The sequence below is a fragment of the Knoellia tibetensis genome (assembly GCF_048606415.1).
Classification (GTDB): domain Bacteria; phylum Actinomycetota; class Actinomycetes; order Actinomycetales; family Dermatophilaceae; genus Knoellia; species Knoellia tibetensis.
In genome coordinates, this window is sequence record NZ_JBMBWF010000001.1 from 167,314 (window position 1) to 185,797 (window position 18,484).

Below are 18,484 nucleotides of genomic sequence, written 5' to 3' on the forward strand. Positions count from 1 at the left end.
CGGGTCAGAGGCGCGACTGGAGGTCGGCGACGATCTCGGCCGCCGGCGCCTGCCGGGCGCTGCGGTGGCCCGTGCCCGCCCAGAGGTGGACGAGATCGGGCTGCCCGGTGGCCTTGCCGTGCGAGCGCAGCGGCGCGGTGAGGTGGTGCACCTGCGGGTAGGCCGCCGGAGCGATCTCGGTGAAGACCTCAGTCCACGACGTGACCAGGGCCCGGGCGCTCCGCCCGGTGAAGGCCCGGGTGACGACGGTGTCGGACCGGACGCCGAGCTCGTGGCGGTGCACCTCGGCCGTTCCCGCCTCGTCGGCTCGGAGGAAGGCCGTCCCGCACGCGACCGCATGGGCTCCCGCGTCGAGCAGGGCCGCGACGTGGGCGCCGTCGCCGACGCCACCGGCGGCGACCACGGGCAGCGAGGTGAGCTGGCGGATGTTGCGGAGCAGCATCCGGGTGGGCGCCTGGTGGTGGCCCGTGTCGACGGGTCCGCCACGGTGCCCGCCGGCCTCCCAGCCCTGGGCGACGATCGCGTCGACCCCGAGCGCGTCGGCCCACGCCGTCTCGCCGGCGTCGTTGAGCGTCACCCACACCTCGATCCCCGCGGCCCGCAGCCGGTCGACGACGTCGGCGGGCGGCCACGCGAAGGCGAAGGAGACGACGGCCGGGCGCTCCGCGAGGACGACCTCGATCTTGGCGTCGAAGGAGTCGTCGTCGTGGACCGACTCCCCCAGCCCCACCCCGGCCTTGTCGGCCAGCGGCTGGAGACGCGCGGCGTACTCGAGGACGCGCGCGGCGCTGCCCGGCTCGTAGGGCGACGGCGCGAAGAGGTTGACTCCGAAGGGCGCGCCTCCCACGGCCGCGCGCAGCAGGACGATGTCGTCGCGCAGCCGGTCGGGCGCGAGGTAGGCGCCGGCGAGGAAGGCGAACCCTCCGGCGGTCGTCACCGCGGCGGCGAGCCCGACGGTGCTCGGGCCGCCGGCCATGGGCGCGAGCACGAGCCGCCGGTCGAGGAGGGTCACGGGTCAGCCGTGCCGGGCGGGGTCGTCCCGGCCGAGCCGCCGCTCCTGCGGGACGTCCATGTCGTCGCAGAGCGCGAGCCAGACGATCCTCGGGTGCACGCCGTCGTCGAGGGCCTGGGCGACGGTCCGGCCGCCGAGCACGCCGAGCACGTGGTCGCGCGCCAGGGTGGGCGCATAGGTCTCGCCGAACTCGTCGTTCATCAGCGTCCAGAAGTGGCTGATCCGCATGTCGGCGAGTCTGTCACACCGCCCTTTCGGGTCCTTCAACCCGCGCAGGACCGCCCCTATACTGCGTCCACATAATTTCCTTTGTAAGGTCATCGACATGTCGCGTGCAGTGGAGCCGGACCCGAGGCGGGACCTCGTCCTCACCGCGACGACCCTCAAGGCGCTGACGCACCCGCTGCGCCCCCGGATCCTCAGCGCACTGCGCCTTCACGGACCGGCCACGGCCTCGCGCCTCGCGGAGCACCTCGGCGTCAACACGGGTGCGACGAGCTACCACGTCCGCCAGCTCGCCGAGGCCGGCTTCGTCGTCGAGGCGACCGAGATGGGCAACGCCCGCGACCGCTGGTGGCGGGCCGCCCACGCGCGCACCTACTTCGACACCCACGACGCCGACAGCGAGACCTCGGCGGCCTACCTCTCGGCCGTCGCCGCCGGCTACGCCGACAGTGCGCAGCGCGCCATCGCCGAGATCGCCACCCTCCCGCCCGAGTGGGAGGACGCTGGCACCTTCAGCAACTTCACCCTGCGCCTCACGCCCGACGAGGCGGCCACCCTCATCACCGAGCTCACGACGCTCATCCGCGGCTACCGGCCGCACCAGGGCACGACCGACGCACCCGAGGACGCGCGCCCCGTGTCGGTCAACCTCGAGGTCTTCCGTGCGCCGGGGATGCCCGCGGAGTGAGCACCAACCCGCCGCCCTCCCGGCGCAGTCTGCACGGCATGCTCCTCGCCTCGGGCATGTCGATCGCCGGGTCCCGCGTCGCGACGATCGCCCTCCCCTGGCTCGTGCTCTCGGAGACCGGGTCGGCCGCCTACGCCGGTCTCGTCCTCACGGCCGAGATGGCCCCCTACGTCGTGTCGAAGGCCCTGGGCGGACCCCTCGTCGACCGCTACGGCCCCCGCCTCATCAGCGTCGTCGGCGACGTCGTCAGCGGTGCGCTGCTCGCCCTCGTCCCGATCCTGTATGCCGTGGGGCAGCTCACGCTCCCCGACCGCCTCCCGCTCCTCCTCGCCCTCGTCGCGCTGGCGGGTGCGGTGCGCGGACCGGGTGACGGCGCTCGCAACGCCATGATCCCCGGCGTCTCCGACGCGACCGGCATCCCCGTCGAGCGGATCACCGGTCTCGACAGCACCGTCGACCGGGCGAGCGGCCTCGTCGGCGCCGGTGTCGGTGGCCTCCTCGTCACGGCATTCGGGGCGGCCGAGACCGTCGCCGTGACCGCGGGCGCGTCGTTCCTCAGCGCCCTCGTCGTCGCCACCCTCATCCCGCACATCTCCCACCGCGACACCGAGGAGCCCGGGACCTACCTCTCCCAGCTGCGCGCCGGGGTCGACTACCTGCGCCGCGACCGGCTGCTGCGCAGCATCCTGTTCATGGTCACGGTGACCAACCTGCTCGAGGCCGCCTACCTCGGCGTCATGCTTCCGAAGTGGGCGTTGGACAACGGCTACGACGCGAGCCTCGTCGGGCTCGTCGGCGTGCTCTACGGCGGCGCCGCCGTGGCGTCGAGCCTCGTCGCCACGACGATGGCGGGACGGTTCAGCCGGCGCACCGCCTTCCTCACCGGCTTCGTGCTCTCCGGCGCGCCCCGCTATCTCGCCCTCGCACTCGGCGCCCCTCTCTGGGTCATCATCGCGGCCAACGTCGTCTCCGGCCTCGGGGCGGGCTTCGTCAACCCGACGGTCAACGCCCTCTTCTTCGAGCGCGTGCCGCGCCACCTCGTCGGCCGCGTCGGGTCGCTCGCCGACGCTCTCGCGTGGGCCGGCCTGCCGGTCGGCGGCGTGGTCGGCGGTGTCGTCGTCACCGCGCTGGGAGCCGCGCCGGCCCTGGGAGTCGCGGGGACGGCATACCTCGTCTCGACGGTCCTGCCGGGCCTGAGACCGGAGTGGGGCGAGATGGATCGGACCCGGGCGGGTGTCGGACGCGAGTGAGAGGGTGGTCCTCTCATGACCTCTGACGTGCTCGAACGCTTCTCCCCCGCCACCGCGACGTGGTTCCGGGACTCCTTCAGCGCGCCCACCGCCGCCCAGGCCGGCGCCTGGGAGGCCATCAGCTCGGGGCACCACGCCCTCGTCGTCGCACCGACCGGCTCGGGCAAGACGCTCTCGGCCTTCCTCTGGGCGCTCGACCGTCTCGGCACCGAGCCGCTGCCCGAGGAGAAGCTCCGGCGCTGCCGCGTCCTCTACGTCTCGCCGATGAAGGCGCTCGCCGTCGACGTCGAGCGCAACCTGCGGAGCCCGCTCGTCGGCATCGGCCACGCGGCGACCCGGCTGGGCCAGACCGCACCCGACATCACCGTCTCGGTCCGCAGCGGCGACACCCCTGCGGGCGAGCGCCGGGCCTTCGCGCGGACGCCGAGCGACATCCTCATCACGACGCCGGAGTCCCTCTTCCTCATCCTCACGTCGCAGGCGCGCGAGGCCCTGCGTGGCGTCGAGACGGTCATCATCGACGAGGTCCACGCCGTCGCCGGCACCAAGCGCGGCGCCCACCTCGCCCTCTCGCTCGAACGACTCGACGCGCTCCTCGACGAGCCGGCGCAGCGCATCGGGCTGTCCGCAACCGTCGAGCCGGTGGACGAGGTGGCCCGCTACCTCGCCGGTGGTCGGCCGGTCGACGTCGTCCGCCCGCCGTCGACGAAGGAGTGGGACCTCGACGTCGTCGTGCCCATCGCCGACATGTCCTCGCTCGGTGAGGTCGTCGAGGGCGACCTCAGCGGCCCGGCCGCGGGTGCCGAGCGGCGCGCGTCGATCTGGCCGCACGTCGAGGAGCGCATCGTCGACCTCGTCGCGACGCACCGCTCGACCCTCGTCTTCGCCAACTCGCGACGGCTCGCCGAGCGCCTCACCACCCGTCTCAACGAGATCTGGGAGGAGCGGCTCACCGCCGCTGCCGAGGCGGTGGCCGTCGACGGGAACGGTGAGGGATCGGGCGACGCGGCGGACGGCTCGGGCGGACGGCATACCGGCGGTTCGCGGACCCCCGCCCAGGTCATGGCGCAGTCGGGCTCCTCGTCCGGCGCTCCACCGGTCCTCGCGCGGGCGCACCACGGCTCGGTGAGCAAGGAGCACCGTGCGGTCATCGAGGAGGACCTCAAGGCCGGGCGGCTCCCCGCGGTCGTCGCGACGTCGAGCCTCGAGCTCGGCATCGACATGGGTGCCGTCGACCTCGTCGTCCAGGTGGAGTCGCCACCGTCGGTGGCGAGCGGGCTCCAGCGCGTCGGTCGGGCCGGCCACCAGGTCGGAGCCGTCTCGCGGGGCGTGCTCTTCCCCAAGTTCCGCGGCGACCTCGTGCAGACCGCCGTCGTCGTCGAGCGCATGCGTGCCGGCGCCATCGAGTCGCTGCGCGTGCCGGCCAACCCCGTCGACGTCCTCGCCCAGCAGGTCGTCGCGATGACCGCCCTCGACGACTGGACCGTCGACGACCTCGAGCAGGTCGTGCGCCGGGCCGCGCCGTTCGCCTCACTCCCCCGCTCGATCCTCGAGTCCGTGCTCGACATGCTCTCGGGCCGCTACCCGAGCGACGAGTTCGCCGAGCTCCGACCGCGCATCGTCTGGGACCGCGTCACCGGGGTGCTCGCCGGCCGGCCCGGTGCACAGCGCCTCGCCGTCACCTCCGGCGGCACGATCCCCGACCGCGGCCTGTATGCCGTCTTCCTCGCCACCGGCGAGGGCACGGGCCGGCGGGTCGGCGAACTCGACGAGGAGATGGTCTACGAGTCGCGGGTCGGCGACCTCTTCACGCTGGGCACGTCGACGTGGCGGATCGAGGACATCACCCACGACCGGGTGCTCGTCACCCCTGCGCCGGGGCTGCCCGGCAAGCTCCCGTTCTGGAAGGGCGACCAGCTCGGGCGACCCGCCGAGCTCGGCAAGGCGGTGGGCGCGTTCGTGCGCGAGGTGGCGGCGGCGACGCCCAAGGCCGCCCGCAAGCGGGTCTCCGAGGCCGGCCTCGACGAGTGGGCCACCGACAACCTCGTCGCCTACCTCGACGAGCAGCGCACCGCCACCGGGCACGTGCCCGACGACCGGACGATCGTCGTCGAGCGCTTCCGCGACGAGATCGGCGACTGGCGGGTCGCGGTCCACAGCCCCTTCGGGGGGCAGGTGCACGCACCGTGGGCACTGTGCGTCTCGGCGCGCATGCGCGAGCGCTTCGGGGTCGACGTCCAGGCGATGCACGGCGACGACGGCATCGTCTTCCGGCTGCCCGACCTCGAGCTCGACGGTGAGGGGTCGAGCGGGCGCGGGGCCGCTGCCGAGCTCCTCGACCTCGTCCGGCTCGACCCCGACGACGTGCACGACCTCGTCACCGGCGAGATCGGCGGGTCGGCGCTCTTCGCCGCGCGCTTCCGCGAGTGCGCCTCAAGGGCGCTGCTGCTCCCACGCCGCCGGCCCGACCGTCGCCAGCCGCTGTGGCAGCAGCGCCAGCGGGCCGCCCAGCTGCTCGAGGTGGCGAGCCAGTACGCCTCGTTCCCCATCGTCCTCGAGACGGTCCGCGAGTGCGTCCAGGACGTCTTCGACGTGCCCGGCCTCACGGCGCTCATGTCGGCCATCGAGTCCCGCGAGGTGACCCTCGTCGACGTCGAGTCGGCGCAGCCCTCGCCCTTCGCCCGCTCGCTGCTCTTCGGCTACGTCGCCCAGTTCCTCTACGAGGGCGACTCGCCGCTCGCCGAGAAGCGGGCAGCCGCGCTCTCCCTCGACCCCACGCTGCTCGCCGAGCTGCTCGGGCGGGGCGAGGGCCTCTCGCTGCGCGACCTGCTCGACCCGGAGGCCGTCGCCCGCACCGAGTCCGAGCTCCAGCGCCTCGCCGAGGAGCGGCGCTGCCGAGACGGCGAGGACGTCGCCGACCTGCTGCGCACCCTCGGCCCGCTGTCGTTGCCCGAGATCGAGCGCCGCACCCGCGACGGGGTGACGACCCGCGACATCGGCTCGTGGCTCGTCGACCTCGAAGGGGCTCGGCGCGTCATCCGCGTGCGCGTGGCCGGGGAGGAGCGGTGGGCCGCCATCGAGGACGCCTCGCGACTGCGAGACGCCCTCGGCGTCTCGCTCCCCGTCGGCGTGCCCCAGGCCTTCCTCGACCCCGTGCCCGACCCGCTCGGCGACCTCGTCGCGCGCTACGCCCGCACCCACGCGCCGTTCCCGGCGTCGGCCGTGGCGCAGTGGTGGGGCGTCGGGCCTGCAGTGGCGCTCGACGCCCTGCGCCGCCTCGTCGCCTCCGGTCGCGTGGTGGAGGGTGAGCTGCTGCCCACCGAGAGCGGCGGAGGCGCGCACGGCCTCGACTACTGCGACGCCGAGGTCCTCCGCACCCTGCGCCGTCGCTCGCTCGCGGCGCTGCGCGCCGAGGTCGAGCCGGTCGCCGCGGTCGAGCTGGCTCGCTTCCTGCCGCAGTGGCAGTCGGTCGGTGGCGGGCTGCGCGGCCGGGAGGGGCTGGTCCGCGCGATCGAGCAGCTTGCCGGTGCCGTCCTGCCCGCGAGCGCCCTCGAGACGCTCGTCCTGCCCGCCCGGGTCGCCGGCTACTCCCCCGCCCTGCTCGACGAGCTCATGAGCGTCGGCGAGGTCGTCTGGCGCGGCCACGGCTCGCTGCCGGGCGATGACGGCTGGGTCTCGCTCCACCTCGCCGACACCGCGCACCTCACGATGGCCGCCCCCGACGACACCGAGCTCGGCGACCGGGCCCAGGCGCTGCTCGACGTCCTCGCCCGCGGCGGCGCCTACTTCTTCCGGGCGCTCGCCGACGCCGTCGACGGCTCCGACACCGACGTCCTCGACGACCTCTGGTCGCTCGTCTGGTCGGGGCACGTCTCCGGCGACACCTTCGCGCCGGTCCGCGCCCTGCTCTCCGGCGGACGCACCGCCCACCGCCGCGCCGCCTCCGGCCCGCGCTCGACGAGGTATGCCGGCCGCGCCGGTTCGCTCGGCACCCTCGGTGGGCGCGGAGGCGCCTCCCGGGGGATGCCCGTGGCTCGGTCGGCGCCGGGCACCGCTGCCGGGCGCTGGTCACTGCTGCCGGAGGTCGAGGCCGACACGACGGTGCGCACGCTCGCGACGGCCGAGATCCTCCAGGACCGCTACGGCGTCCTCACCCGGGGCAGCGTCGTCGCCGAGGACGTCACCGGCGGGTTCGCCGCCGTCTACCGCGTCCTCGCCGCGGCCGAGGAGTCGGGCCGGGTGCGCCGCGGCTACTTCGTCGAGTCGCTCGGCGCCGCGCAGTTCGCGACGACCGGTGCGATCGACCGCCTCCGCGCGGGGGCTCGTACCCTCGGCGCCGCCCCCGACACGGCTGCTCCACGGGCGCTCGTCCTCGCCGCGACCGATCCCGCCAACGCCTACGGCGCGGCCCTGCCATGGCCCGACCGGCCGGTGAGCGAGTCCGAGGACGACTCGGCGACGACGGGGCGCAAGGGTCACCAGCCGGGCCGCAAGGCCGGAGCCCTCGTCGTCCTCGTCGACGGCGACCTCGTCCTCTACGTCGAGCGCGGCGGCAAGACGCTGCTCTCGTGGACCGACGACGCCGCAGCACTCCAGTCCGCAGCCGACGCCCTTGCCCTTGCCGTCCGCGAGGGCGCGCTCGGCCGGCTCACCGTGGAGAAGGCCGATGGTGGCGCCCTGCTCGGTTCGGGCCACCCCCTCGTCGACGCCCTCGCCCAGGCCGGCTTCCACGCGACTCCCCGCGGCCTGCGCCTGCGCCGATGAGCACGCCCATGGTCCGGGGCCGAGCGCATGCCTGAGGGCGACACCGTCTGGCGCACCGCCGACCGCCTCCACCGTGCCCTCGCCGGTGAGCCGATCACGCTGAGCGACTTCCGCTTCCCCGAGATCGCGACGCTCGACCTGCGCGGCGCCAGCACCGTCGAGGTGGTGAGCCGCGGCAAGCACCTTCTCCACCGCGTCGACTCCGGTCTGACGATCCACTCGCACCTCAAGATGGAGGGCCAGTGGCGCGTCGAGAGCCCGGAGGACACTCCGCGCTGGCTCCGCCGGGCCGACCTGCGGGCCGCGGTCGGCACGGCACACTGGACGGCGCTCGGCCTGCGGCTCGGGATGCTCGAGGTGCTGCCGACCCCACGGGAGGACGAGGTCGTCGGCCACCTCGGTCCGGACGTCCTCGGCCCCGACTGGGACCCGGTGGTCGCCGCGGCACGCCTCCGGTCCTCGGGCACCGTCGTCGGTGCGGCCCTGCTCGACCAGCGCGTCCTCGCCGGTGTCGGCACCCTGTGGGCGTCGGAGTCGCTCTTCCTCGAGCGGATCGGCCCGTGGACCCCCACCGCAGAGCTCGACCCCGAGCGCACCGACGCGCTCATCGCCCGGATCAGCCGGCTCATGGACGCCTCACGCCACCACGCCGTCCAGTCGAGCACCGGCGTGCGCCGCAGGGGTGAGGAGCACTTCGTCCATGCCCGCTCGGGCCGTCCGTGCCGCCGGTGCGGTGACCCGGTGAGGGTGTCGATGATCGGCCCCGCCGGGCGGGAGCGGACGATGTTCTACTGCCCCACCTGCCAGGGCGGTCTGGCTCCGAACGACGACGGTCGGCGCCAGAACCCGCTCGGCTCCTCCGGTGGCCGGACCTCCCCCTACCGCAGGGTCTGACCCGCACCACAGACCGGTCGTCGTGACCAGCTCCCGACGTGGGCGAGCCGATCACCGGCGCTGAGGTCGACGAGTGGCGCCCCCATGGGTGCGCCGGCCGCCACGCTCTGCGCCGGTCGCGCCACCGACGCCCAAGCCCTGCGGCTATCCGGGAGCCCGAGCGACCTTCGCGAGGATCGACTCGACGACCGCGGACTTGGCGTCGGCGTAGTCCTGGACGTAGCGCCACGACCGGGCGGCCAGCCGGCGCTTCTCGGCGGCATAGGCGTCGCGGTCCTCGGGGTGCGAGCGCAGCCAGTCGCGGAACCCGAGGAGCCGCGCGACCTCCTCCTGCCCGGTGTCGGGTGCGAGGACGTGCACGTTGACGTCGTGCGGGCAGCCACGCTCGGTCCGTTGGTAGAGCACACGGTGCTCCAGCCACTCCGGCTCCCGGATCTGGAGCCAGTAGCCCAGCGCGACGAGCGCAGGCACGTAGGCGTCCTCGTCGGCCGGGTCGGCCACCTGGAGCAGGATGTCGATCACCGGCTTGGCGGGCAGCCCCGGCACCGACGTCGACCCCACGTGGTCGACCCCGAGCGCCCGCTCGCCGAGGGCACCGCGGATGAGGGCCGCGTCCGCCTCGAAGAGACGGGGCCACTCCGGGTGGGGCTCGTGCAGGACGACGGGCACCGACCACGGGGCCGGACGTCCACCGACGTGCTCGGCCGGCACGGCGACGAGGGTCAGGCCGCGGAGGCAGACACGACGTCGGCGCGACCTGCGACCGGCAGCGACACCGGTGCACCGAGCGACTCGACGTGGGCGGCGCGGCGGCTCACGTCGTCGAGGACGACGGAGAGCGGCACGTCGAGTGCCACGCAGATCGCGGCGAGCAGCTCGGAGGAGGCCTCCTTGACGCCACGCTCGATCTCGCTGAGGTAGCCGAGGGACACCGACGCCGCGGCGGCCACGTCGCGCAGGGTGCGGCCCTGCTGCTGTCGCCGCTCGCGCAGCGACTCACCGAGCTCGTGTCGGAGCAGGATCATCGGGCCTCCCTTCGTCGTGCCGCTGGTCGTTTCGCCCTCCACGCTACATCGCGAGGGTGTCACTTCGTCGAAGACTTCCCCGACCCGGGCTATTCCCCCTGCCTGGCGACACCGGCCAGCTGCTCGTCGAGCAGGGCGAGGACGGCGTCGACGGTGGCCGCGCGCACCTGCGCGCGATCGCCGGTGAGGGCGAGCCGGCGGCTCGTCACCCCGCCCGGCCACGGACCGCAGGCCGCGACGAAGACGGTGCCGGCCGGCATACCGTCGGCGGGTCCGGGACCGGCCACCCCCGTCGTCGCGAGGCCGACGTCGGCCCCGAGGACGCGGGCGACACCCACCGCCATCTGCTCGGCGACGAGGGCGTCGACCGGCCCGACCGAGCGCAGCCGCTCGGCGTCGACACCGAGCACGTCGGCCTTGACATCGGTGGCGTAGGACACGACTCCGCCGCGCACGGTGGCCGACGAGCCGGCGACGGAGGTGAGGGCCGCGCAGACGAGGCCACCCGTGAGCGACTCGGCGCAGGCCACCGTGAGACCGCGCGCGACGAGGTCGGCCACGAGCGCCTCCGGCGAGCTCACGCCTCGGGCCGCCGGTCGCGGGCTGCCGCGCGAGCCGCCTTCTTGGCCATCGCGCGCGGGCTGGTGCGCCGCAGCCGGAAGGCGTCGACGGCGTAGTCGACGCCGGTGACGACCGTGACGACGAGGGCGGCGACGAGCGTCACCCACGCGATGAGGTCGAGCGCGCCGCTGAAGGGCAGGGAGAAGCGCGGGATGACGAAGAAGCCGAGGGCGAGCGCCTGGAGCAGCGTCTTGACCTTGCCCCCGCGGCCGGCGGCCATGACGCCGTGCCGGATGACCCAGAAGCGCATCGCCGTGATGCCCCACTCGCGCACCGTGATGACGAGCGTGATCCACCACGGGATGTCGCCGATCATCGAGAGGCCGATGAGGGCCATGGTCACGAGCGCCTTGTCGGCGATGGGGTCGGCGACCTTGCCGAAGTCGGTGATGAGCCCACGGCTGCGGGCGATGTCGCCGTCGATCCGATCGGTGACCATCGCGATGGTGAAGACGACGAAGGCCCACCAGCGCGGGCCCGCCTGGTGGCCGTCGTCCCAGAGCAGGAGCCAGCCGAAGACGGGCACGAGCAGCAGGCGCAGGACGGTCAGGCCGTTGGCGATGTTCCAGGCACTGGGCGCCATGCGCGCGACCGGCGACGGCCGCTCGCTCATGTCGCTTCCGCGACGAGGTCGATGCCCTCGGTCCCCACGACCGTGGCGACGACGGTCTCCCCCACCGCAGCGGTGACGCCGAGGACGCGGGTCGTCCCGTCGACGTCGGGTCCCTGGTGCTCGCTTCGGCCGACGACGGACCCGTGGCCGGAGCCGTCGATGCCCTCGGCGTGCTCGACGTCGACCTCCTCGACGAGCACCCGCACCGTCTCGCCGATGCGGTCCTCGGCTCGCTGCGCGGTGAGCTCCTCGACGAGGTCGGTGATGCGCGCGACCCGCTCGGCGATGGCGTCGGGGTCGACCTTGCCGGTGAGGGTCTCACCCTCGGTGCCGTCCTCGTCGGAGTAGCCGAAGACGCCGACGACGTCGAGCCGGGCGGCGGTGAGGAACTCGGCGAGCTCGTCGACGTCGTCCTCGGTCTCGCCCGGGAAGCCGACGATGACGTTGCTGCGGATGCCCGCGAGCGGCGAACGACGGCGCACGTCCTCGACGAGCCCGAGGAAGCTCTCGGTCCCGCCGAACCGGCGCATCCGCCGCAGCAGGGGCGCGGCGGCGTGCTGGAAGGAGAGGTCGAACCACGGCATGACCTCGGGCACCGCGACCATCGCGTCGAGCAGGCCCGGACGCACCTCGGCCGGCTGGAGGTAGGAGACGCGCACCCGCTCGATGCCGTCGATGCCGGCGAGCTCGGGGAGCATCGCGTCGAGGAGCGCGAGGTCGCCGAGGTCCTTGCCGTAGGACGTCGAGTTCTCGCTCACGAGGAAGAGCTCGCGCACGCCCTGCCCCGCGAGCCAGCGCGCCTCGTCGAGGACGTCGGTGGGGCGGCGCGAGACGAAGGACCCGCGGAACATCGGGATCGCGCAGAAGGCGCAGCGCCGGTCGCAGCCGGACGCGATCTTGAGCGGCGCCCACGGCCCCGTGCCGAGCCGGGTGCGCGGCGCGGCGTGCCCGGGCAGCGCGACGTCGGCCGCGGCGTCCTGCCGGACGGCGGGCGAGAGCGGCAGCAGCTTGCGGCGGTCGCTGGGCACGTGGCTCGGGACGCTGCCGCCGTCGAGGATCGTGCGCAAGTGGGTCGACATGTCGGCGTAGGAGTCGAAGCCGAGCACCGCGTCGGCCTCGGGCAGCTCGTCGGCGAGGGTCTGGCCGTAGCGCTCCGCGAGGCAGCCGACGGCCACCACCTTCTGCGTGCGCCCGTGGTCCTTGAGCGACGACGCCTCGAGCAGGCTGTCGATGCTGTCCTTCTTGGCCTGCTCGACGAACCCACAGGTGTTGACGACCGCGACGTCGGCGTCGGCGGCGTCCTCGACGAGGGTCCAGCCCCCGGCGGACAGCCGACCGGCCAGCTCCTCCGAGTCGACGTCGTTGCGCGTGCACCCCAGCGTCACGACGGCCACCGAACGTGAGGTCGTCTCGGGTGCGGGCATGCGCTCAGTCTAGGTGTCCGCGAGATCGCTCCCGGCACCGCGCGGGCGTGCGGGCCGGCGCGCCCCCGTGACCTAGGTTGGGGCGATGACCTCGACCGCGCAGCGCATCTCGGACCTGCTCGCGAGCCATCCCGTCTGGGACGGCCACAACGACCTGCCCTGGGCCGCGCGCGAGCAGGTCGCCTACGACCTCGACCGCCTCGACATCGCCGGCGAGGTCGGCTCGACCCACACCGACATCCCGCGGATGCGCCGCGGCGGCATGGGCGCGCAGTTCTGGTCGGTCTACGTCGACGCCAAGTGGGCCGGCGAGAGGGCCGTCACCGCGACCCTCGAGCAGGTCGACTTCGTCCGCACCCTCACGACCCGGTATGCCGGTGAGCTGGCTCTCGCGGTGAGCGCGGCCGACGTCCGCGCGGCTCGCGAGTCGGGCCGCATCGCCTCGCTCATGGGGGCCGAGGGCGGCCACAGCATCGACAGCTCGCTCGGGGCGCTGCGGATGCTCCACGCGCTCGGGGTCCGCTACATGACGCTCACCCACAACGACAACGTCCCGTGGGCCGACTCGGCGACCGACGAGCCCGTGCTCGGCGGCCTCTCGCCCTTCGGCCATGAGGTCGTGCGCGAGATGAACCGTCTGGGCATGGCCGTCGACCTCTCGCACGTCTCCGCCGACACGATGGGTCATGCCCTCGCCACGACGCAGGCGCCGGTGATGTTCTCGCACTCGTCGGCGCGCGCCGTCTGCGACCACCCGCGCAACGTCCCCGACGACGTCCTCGCCACCCTCGCCGACAACGGCGGGGTATGCATGGTCACCTTCGTGCCGAAGTTCATCTCGCCCACCGTGCGCGAGTGGGACCTCGAGGCCGCGGACGCGGCGGCCGCCGAGGACGTCCACTGGGCCGACCACACGGCATACAGCGCGTTCCTCGAGCGGCACCGCGAGGCGCACCCGCCGCCCGAGGCGACGATCGACGAAGTCGTCGCGCACGTCGAGCACGTCCGCGAGGTCGCCGGTGTCGAGCACATCGGGCTCGGAGGCGACTACGACGGCGTGGGCCGGCTCCCGCGCGGGCTCGAGGACGTGTCGTCCTACCCGAGGCTGCTCGAGGCGCTGGCCGAGCGCGGCTGGTCCGACGACGACCTCGGCCGGCTCACGTGGGGCAATGCCCTGCGCGTGCTCGAGGGCGTCGAGGCGACCGCCCGTGACCTGACCGACCGCGAGCCGAGCATCGCGCGGATCGAGAACCTCGACGGGGCGTCCGCCACCTGAGGGCGGCGGACCATCGCGTCAGCGCTGGTTGCGCATCACCGTGAGCGCGACGAGGCGCGAGATGACCATCGCGACGTACATGACGCCGGCGAGCTGCTCGATGATGGCGACGGCGCGGGCCTGAGACCCGACCGGCAGGACGTCGGAGAGACCGACGCTCGTGAGGTTGGCACCGGAGAGGTAGAGCAGCTCGAGGAAGCTGCGCCTCGCGCCGTCGGTGTGGCCGACGAAGGACCCCGGCCACAGCTCCTGCACGGCGAGGAAGAGGTAGGCGAACGCGAAGAGCAGCACCGTGAATGCCGCCCCCACGGCGAAGAGCTCGTCCTTGGTCACCCAGGCGTCCTCGAACATGTAGGAGACGAGCCCGTATGCCGTGTAGAAGTAGAAGAGCGACAGGGCCGTGTGCGCGAGGGCCACGATGACGGTGCTGTCGGTGTCGATCGAGGACCAGACCTCGAGGACACCGGCGGGGAGGCCGAGCCCGACCGAGAGCCAGGTCAGCGCAGGGGTGCTGCGCACCGTGAAGACCGCGACGGTGAGCGCGCAGAGGCTGAGCACGGTGAGCGCGAGGCGGCCGTACTCGAGGTCCTGGAGCCACGGCAGCAGGACGATGACGACGAGCTGGACGCCGAGGAGGAAGGCCGACGGCTGCTTGCGGAGCACCGCCCGCCAGCGTTGCGCGCGGGTCGGCGGCTCGCGCAGGTCGTCCCAGACACTCGTCTCCATGGGTGTCACTCTAAGCGCCGGACGGTGGGGCGACGCCGACCTAGGATGACGCCATGCAGCACCCTGCGTGGGTCGTCGCCCCCCTCGCGCTCGTCGCCGTGCTCGGGTTCAGCGCGACCACCAAGCTCGGCCGCGGCGAGACCCTGCGCACCATCGTCCGCAACCTCGAGCTGCCGGACTGGGTGCTTCCCCGGCCGCTGGCGCGGGCGATCCCCGGCCTCGAGCTCGTCCTCGCGGTCTTCCTGCTCGCACCGTCGCGGTTCCTCTTCACCGCGGCAGCCGTCGCGACCCTCGGGCTCATGCTCGTCTACTGGGCGCTCATCGCCCGGGGCCTCACCCTCACCCCCAGGCCGCAGTGCGGGTGCTTCGGGCAGGTCGGCGACCAGAGCATCTCGGGCCGCACCCTCGCCCGCAACACCGTGCTCGTCGCCGCCGCCGTGGCCACCGTGGCCTTGGGCGCCTCGGGTCGCACGGCCTGGTCGCTGTGGGACGGGAGCGACAACGGCGACCTGCTCTGGCTCGCCCTCACGGCCGGCGCCTGCGTGCTCACCGCGCTCGTGCTCGGCGGGCGGCAGGGACAGGCGGACGAGGTGGCGCACCCTCCCGCGGCTGTGGCGACCGAGCCGGCGAGCGCGGACGCGGACGACTACGTCCGCACCCCGACGCCGCACCTCGTCGTCCACGACGTCGACCTCGGCCAGCCCGTGACGCTCCAGGAGCTGGCGAAGCACCGGGCCCAGCTGCTCGTCTTCGTCAACTGCTACTGCGCGTCGACGAAGGAGGTCATGGCCGACATCACCGCGTGGGACGAGCGGAACCCGCTCGTCGACGTCCGGCTCGTCTTCTCCGTCCCGATCGCCGAGAAGTTCGTCGGTCCACCCCCGGCCCGCACCCTGCTCGACCACCGCGGCATCGTCTGGGAGGCGCTCGGCCTGCGGGGCTCCCCCACCGCGGTCCTCCTCGGGGTGGACGACCACCTCGCCGGGGGCCCGGTGTCGGGCAGCGATGACGTGAGGCGTTTCGTCGATGACGTCGAGGAGGCGTTGCGCGAGGCCACCACGTCAACCGAGGCGACGACCGAGCCGGCCCCCGTTCTCGGTGAACCCGCAGAGCCCGCCGAACCCGCCCAACCCGCCGAGCCCGCCGACACGCTCGGCGGGAGGCAGCTCACCGGCGACCGGTGAGCTCCCAGGCGTCCTCGCTGTCGTCCTCGTCGTCGTCCCAGGCCTCGACCTGCGGCCGGCGGTCGAGGTCGGCTGCGACGGCGTCGCTGCCGTAGCGGTCGGCGGGAGCCCGCGGCGCGGCGGCCGGCTGCCCCTCGTCGTCCCCGTCGTAACCGGCGCTCGAGTCCTCGGCCTCGTTGTCGAAGGCCTCCTCCGCCTGCGGCACGTCCTCGCCCCGCATGATCGCCAGCGTCGTCGGCAGGTCGTCGGGTCGCACGAGCACGTCGCGGGCCTTCGAGCCCTCGGACGGGCCCACGACGCCACGGGACTCGAGCAGGTCCATGAGACGACCGGCCTTGGCGAACCCGACGCGCAGCTTGCGCTGGAGCATCGAGGTGGAGCCGAACTGCGTCGTCACGACGAGCTCGGTCGCCTGCAGCAGCAGGTCGAGGTCGTCACCGATGTCGTCGTCGATCTGCTTCTTGGCCGCGACGACCGTGACGTCCTCGCGGTAGGTCGGCTTGAGCTGGCCGGTGACGTGCCCGACGATCTCCTGGATCTCGGACTCGGTGACCCAAGCGCCCTGGACGCGCATCGGCTTGCTCGCGCCCATCGGGAGGAAGAGGCCGTCACCCTGGCCGAGGAGCTTCTCCGCGCCGGGCTGGTCGAGAACGACGCGGCTGTCGGCGAGCGACGAGGTCGCGAAGGCCATCCGGCTCGGCACGTTGGCCTTGATGAGGCCGGTGACGACGTCGACGGACGGACGCTGCGTCGCGAGGACGAGGTGGATGCCGGCGGCGCGCGCGAGCTGGGTGATGCGGACGATGGACTCCTCGACGTCGCGGGGGGCGACCATCATGAGGTCGGCGAGCTCGTCGACGACGACGAGGAGGTAGGGGTAGGGGTGGATGACCCGCTCCGAGCCGGGAAGCGGCTGGACCTTGCCCGACTTCACCGCCTTGTTGAAGTCGTCGACGTGCTTGTAGCCGTAGTTGGCGAGGTCGTCGTAGCGGGCGTCCATCTCGCGCACGACCCACTGGAGTGCCTCGGCGGCCTTCTTGGGGTTCGTGATGATGGGCGTGATGAGGTGCGGGATGCCTTCGTATGCCGTGAGCTCGACCCGCTTGGGGTCGACGAGCACCATGCGGACCTCGTCGGGCGTCGACCGCATGAGGACCGAGGTGATCATCGAGTTGACGAAGCTCGACTTGCCCGAGCCCGTGGCGCCGGCGACGAGGAGGTGCGGCATCTTCGCGAGGTTGGCGATGACGTAGCCGCCCTCGACGTCCTTGCCGACGCCCATGACCATCGGGTGGTGGTTGTCGCGCGCGACCCGGCTGCGCAGGACGTCGCCGAGGCAGACCATCTCCTTGTCCGGGTTCGGGATCTCGATGCCGATGGCGGACTTGCCCGGGATCGGGCTGAGGATGCGCACGTCGGCCGAGGCGACGGCATACGCGATGTTCTTCGAGAGCGCGGTGACGCGCTCGACCTTGACGCCGGGACCGAGCTCGACGACGTAGCGGGTGACCGTCGGGCCACGGGTGAAGCCGGTGACCTGGGCGTCGATGCCGAACTCGTCGAGCACCGTCGTCAGCGACTCGACGACGCGGTCGTTGGCCTCCGAGCGCTCCTTGTGCGGGGCGCCCTGCTTGAGCGCGGCGTTGTCGGGCAGCGTGTAGGTGATGTCGCCGGCGAGCGAGAGCTGCTCCACGCGCTGCGGCAGCGGGGTCGTCGGTGGCGCCTCGAGCTTGACCTGCTCCACGGGCGCCTTGGCGGCGGGCGCGAGGACGCCGGGCGCGGTGGGGCGCTTCGCCCCAGGCCTCGGCTGCGCCGCGTCCTGGGGACCCCGGCCCGGGCGCGGGCCGCCCTCGTCGGTGTCGGCGGGCGGCGGCAGGCGCCGCGACTTGCGCCCCTTGGTGTCCTCGTAGTCGACGATCGCGGCCTGCTCGTAGGCCTCGTCGCCGACCATCGGCTCGTCGGCCTTGGCACGCGAGCGCCGCGGCTTCTTGACTGGCACCTCCTCGGTCGCGTCCTCGTCTGCGTATGCCGGCCGCCCCAGGAGCGTGGACCGCAGCAGCTCGAGCCGGTCGGGGATCTCGTGCACGGGCGTGGCCGTGAGGACGAGCAGTCCGAACATGCCGACGAGGATGAGGAGCGGGATGGTGCCGTAGATCGAGACGGCGGCCTCGAGCGGGCTCGACGCGAGGAAGCCGATGATGCCGCCGGCCGCGCGCATGCCGTCGGCGCCGGCCGGGGGCTCGGGGATGCCGGCCGCGACGTGGACGACACCACAGGCGGCGAAGGCGAGGATGGCCGTGCCGATCGCCATGCGGTTGGTCGCGGGGTGCTCGCGCGGGGTGCGCCACAGGTGGAGGCCGAAGAGCAGCAGGACGATGGGCAGGGCGTAGCCGACCCGGCCGAAGGTCCCGGCGACGACGGCGTGCGTCGCCTCGCCGACGATGCCGGCGAGGCCCCACCACTCCCGGGCGGCGACGACGACGGCGAGCGCGATGAGGGCGAGCCCGGCGCCGTCGCGGCGGTGCTCCGGCTCGAGGTCCTGGCCGACGTGCGAGACCTTGCGGACGGTGCCGCCCGTGACGTGCGCGAGGCCCATCCACGCGCCGCGGACGGCGGCGACGGGCATCGGCGTCGTGCTGCCCTTGGCCGGCGCCTTCTTGCGGCTGGTCGTGCGGGCAGGCGCGCGGCGGTTCGCGGGGCGCGACGACGCCGTGCGGGAGCGCGCAGGGGTGGTCGAACGGGAGGCCATGCTCGCACCCTAGGCCACAGTCACACCGTTCAC

The 18,484-nt window shown here is 73.6% G+C and carries 15 protein-coding genes; 6 read left to right on the forward strand and 9 right to left on the reverse strand.

Annotated features, from left to right (window positions below; translation table 11 throughout):
- Positions 1-4: 4 nt before the first annotated feature.
- Positions 5-1,012, reverse strand: coding sequence for an NAD(P)H-dependent flavin oxidoreductase (locus ACOJV7_RS00820; RefSeq protein ID WP_420188254.1), 1,008 nt, complete (start codon positions 1,010-1,012; stop codon positions 5-7).
- A 3-nt stretch (positions 1,013-1,015) separates the two neighbouring features.
- On the reverse strand, positions 1,016-1,240 hold the full coding sequence (locus ACOJV7_RS00825; protein WP_420188255.1) for a DUF3046 domain-containing protein: 225 nt from the start codon (positions 1,238-1,240) through the stop codon (positions 1,016-1,018).
- 97 nt (positions 1,241-1,337) lie between these two features.
- Between ACOJV7_RS00825 and ACOJV7_RS00830 the strand changes: the two genes are divergently transcribed.
- From ACOJV7_RS00830 to ACOJV7_RS00845, 4 genes are read left to right on the forward strand one after another with little or no spacing between them, the layout of a single operon-like run.
- Entirely contained in the window at positions 1,338-1,925 is a 588-nt protein-coding gene (locus ACOJV7_RS00830; RefSeq protein ID WP_420188256.1) for a helix-turn-helix domain-containing protein, read from the forward strand.
- 38 nt (positions 1,926-1,963) lie between these two features.
- Positions 1,964-3,175: an MFS transporter gene (locus ACOJV7_RS00835; RefSeq protein ID WP_420188257.1), complete on the forward strand. Its 1,212-nt coding sequence runs from the start codon at positions 1,964-1,966 to the stop codon at positions 3,173-3,175.
- A 15-nt stretch (positions 3,176-3,190) separates the two neighbouring features.
- Complete coding sequence (locus tag ACOJV7_RS00840) at positions 3,191-7,939, forward strand: ATP-dependent helicase (protein WP_420188258.1); 4,749 nt, start codon at positions 3,191-3,193, stop codon at positions 7,937-7,939.
- A 27-nt stretch (positions 7,940-7,966) separates the two neighbouring features.
- Positions 7,967-8,833, forward strand: coding sequence for an Fpg/Nei family DNA glycosylase (locus ACOJV7_RS00845; RefSeq protein WP_420188259.1), 867 nt, complete (start codon positions 7,967-7,969; stop codon positions 8,831-8,833).
- A 144-nt stretch (positions 8,834-8,977) separates the two neighbouring features.
- On the opposite strand, the gene ACOJV7_RS00850 is transcribed toward ACOJV7_RS00845, so the two are convergent.
- The 5 genes from ACOJV7_RS00850 to rimO form a co-directional block, all read right to left on the reverse strand.
- Complete coding sequence (locus tag ACOJV7_RS00850; protein WP_420188260.1) at positions 8,978-9,544, reverse strand: GrpB family protein; 567 nt, start codon at positions 9,542-9,544, stop codon at positions 8,978-8,980.
- An 11-nt stretch (positions 9,545-9,555) separates the two neighbouring features.
- A complete protein-coding gene (locus ACOJV7_RS00855; protein ID WP_420188261.1) occupies positions 9,556-9,858 on the reverse strand; it encodes a helix-turn-helix domain-containing protein in 303 nt (100 codons plus the stop codon).
- A gap of 89 nt (positions 9,859-9,947) precedes the next feature.
- On the reverse strand, positions 9,948-10,439 hold the full coding sequence (locus tag ACOJV7_RS00860; RefSeq protein ID WP_420188262.1) for a CinA family protein: 492 nt from the start codon (positions 10,437-10,439) through the stop codon (positions 9,948-9,950).
- Complete coding sequence (gene pgsA / locus ACOJV7_RS00865) at positions 10,436-11,092, reverse strand: CDP-diacylglycerol--glycerol-3-phosphate 3-phosphatidyltransferase (RefSeq protein WP_420188263.1); 657 nt, start codon at positions 11,090-11,092, stop codon at positions 10,436-10,438. Before pgsA ends, ACOJV7_RS00860 begins: the two co-directional genes overlap by 4 nt.
- On the reverse strand, positions 11,089-12,516 hold the full coding sequence (rimO, locus tag ACOJV7_RS00870) for a 30S ribosomal protein S12 methylthiotransferase RimO (RefSeq protein ID WP_420188264.1): 1,428 nt from the start codon (positions 12,514-12,516) through the stop codon (positions 11,089-11,091). Before rimO ends, pgsA begins: the two co-directional genes overlap by 4 nt.
- Before the next feature lie 85 nt (positions 12,517-12,601).
- Here rimO and ACOJV7_RS00875 point away from each other — a divergent pair, with 85 nt between their 5' ends.
- A complete protein-coding gene (locus tag ACOJV7_RS00875) occupies positions 12,602-13,792 on the forward strand; it encodes a dipeptidase (protein WP_420188265.1) in 1,191 nt (396 codons plus the stop codon).
- An 18-nt stretch (positions 13,793-13,810) separates the two neighbouring features.
- Here ACOJV7_RS00875 and ACOJV7_RS00880 read toward each other — a convergent pair whose 3' ends face one another.
- Positions 13,811-14,518, reverse strand: coding sequence for an ion channel (locus tag ACOJV7_RS00880; protein ID WP_420188266.1), 708 nt, complete (start codon positions 14,516-14,518; stop codon positions 13,811-13,813).
- 53 nt (positions 14,519-14,571) lie between these two features.
- Between ACOJV7_RS00880 and ACOJV7_RS00885 the strand changes: the two genes are divergently transcribed.
- Positions 14,572-15,702, forward strand: coding sequence for a MauE/DoxX family redox-associated membrane protein (locus ACOJV7_RS00885; RefSeq protein WP_420188267.1), 1,131 nt, complete (start codon positions 14,572-14,574; stop codon positions 15,700-15,702).
- Here ACOJV7_RS00885 and ACOJV7_RS00890 read toward each other — a convergent pair.
- Entirely contained in the window at positions 15,686-18,451 is a 2,766-nt protein-coding gene (locus ACOJV7_RS00890; RefSeq protein ID WP_420188268.1) for an FtsK/SpoIIIE family DNA translocase, read from the reverse strand. The two genes, ACOJV7_RS00885 and ACOJV7_RS00890, sit on opposite strands and share 17 nt — an antisense overlap.
- Between the last annotated feature and the right edge of the window lie 33 nt (positions 18,452-18,484).

Excerpts from the sequence above, each read along its gene's own strand:
- ACOJV7_RS00825 (WP_420188255.1), bottom strand. The coding sequence starts at position 1,240 with ATGCGGATCAGCCACTTCTGGACGCTGATGAACGACGAGTTCGGCGAG.
- ACOJV7_RS00830 (WP_420188256.1), top strand. The coding sequence starts at position 1,338 with ATGTCGCGTGCAGTGGAGCCGGACCCGAGGCGGGACCTCGTCCTCACC.
- ACOJV7_RS00835 (WP_420188257.1), top strand. The coding sequence starts at position 1,964 with ATGCTCCTCGCCTCGGGCATGTCGATCGCCGGGTCCCGCGTCGCGACG.
- ACOJV7_RS00840 (WP_420188258.1), top strand. The coding sequence starts at position 3,191 with ATGACCTCTGACGTGCTCGAACGCTTCTCCCCCGCCACCGCGACGTGG.
- ACOJV7_RS00845 (WP_420188259.1), top strand. The coding sequence starts at position 7,967 with ATGCCTGAGGGCGACACCGTCTGGCGCACCGCCGACCGCCTCCACCGT.
- ACOJV7_RS00855 (WP_420188261.1), bottom strand. The coding sequence starts at position 9,858 with ATGATCCTGCTCCGACACGAGCTCGGTGAGTCGCTGCGCGAGCGGCGA.
- pgsA (WP_420188263.1), bottom strand. The coding sequence starts at position 11,092 with ATGAGCGAGCGGCCGTCGCCGGTCGCGCGCATGGCGCCCAGTGCCTGG.
- rimO (WP_420188264.1), bottom strand. The coding sequence starts at position 12,516 with ATGCCCGCACCCGAGACGACCTCACGTTCGGTGGCCGTCGTGACGCTG.
- ACOJV7_RS00875 (WP_420188265.1), top strand. The coding sequence starts at position 12,602 with ATGACCTCGACCGCGCAGCGCATCTCGGACCTGCTCGCGAGCCATCCC.
- ACOJV7_RS00880 (WP_420188266.1), bottom strand. The coding sequence starts at position 14,518 with ATGGAGACGAGTGTCTGGGACGACCTGCGCGAGCCGCCGACCCGCGCG.
- ACOJV7_RS00885 (WP_420188267.1), top strand. The coding sequence starts at position 14,572 with ATGCAGCACCCTGCGTGGGTCGTCGCCCCCCTCGCGCTCGTCGCCGTG.
- ACOJV7_RS00890 (WP_420188268.1), bottom strand. The coding sequence starts at position 18,451 with ATGGCCTCCCGTTCGACCACCCCTGCGCGCTCCCGCACGGCGTCGTCG.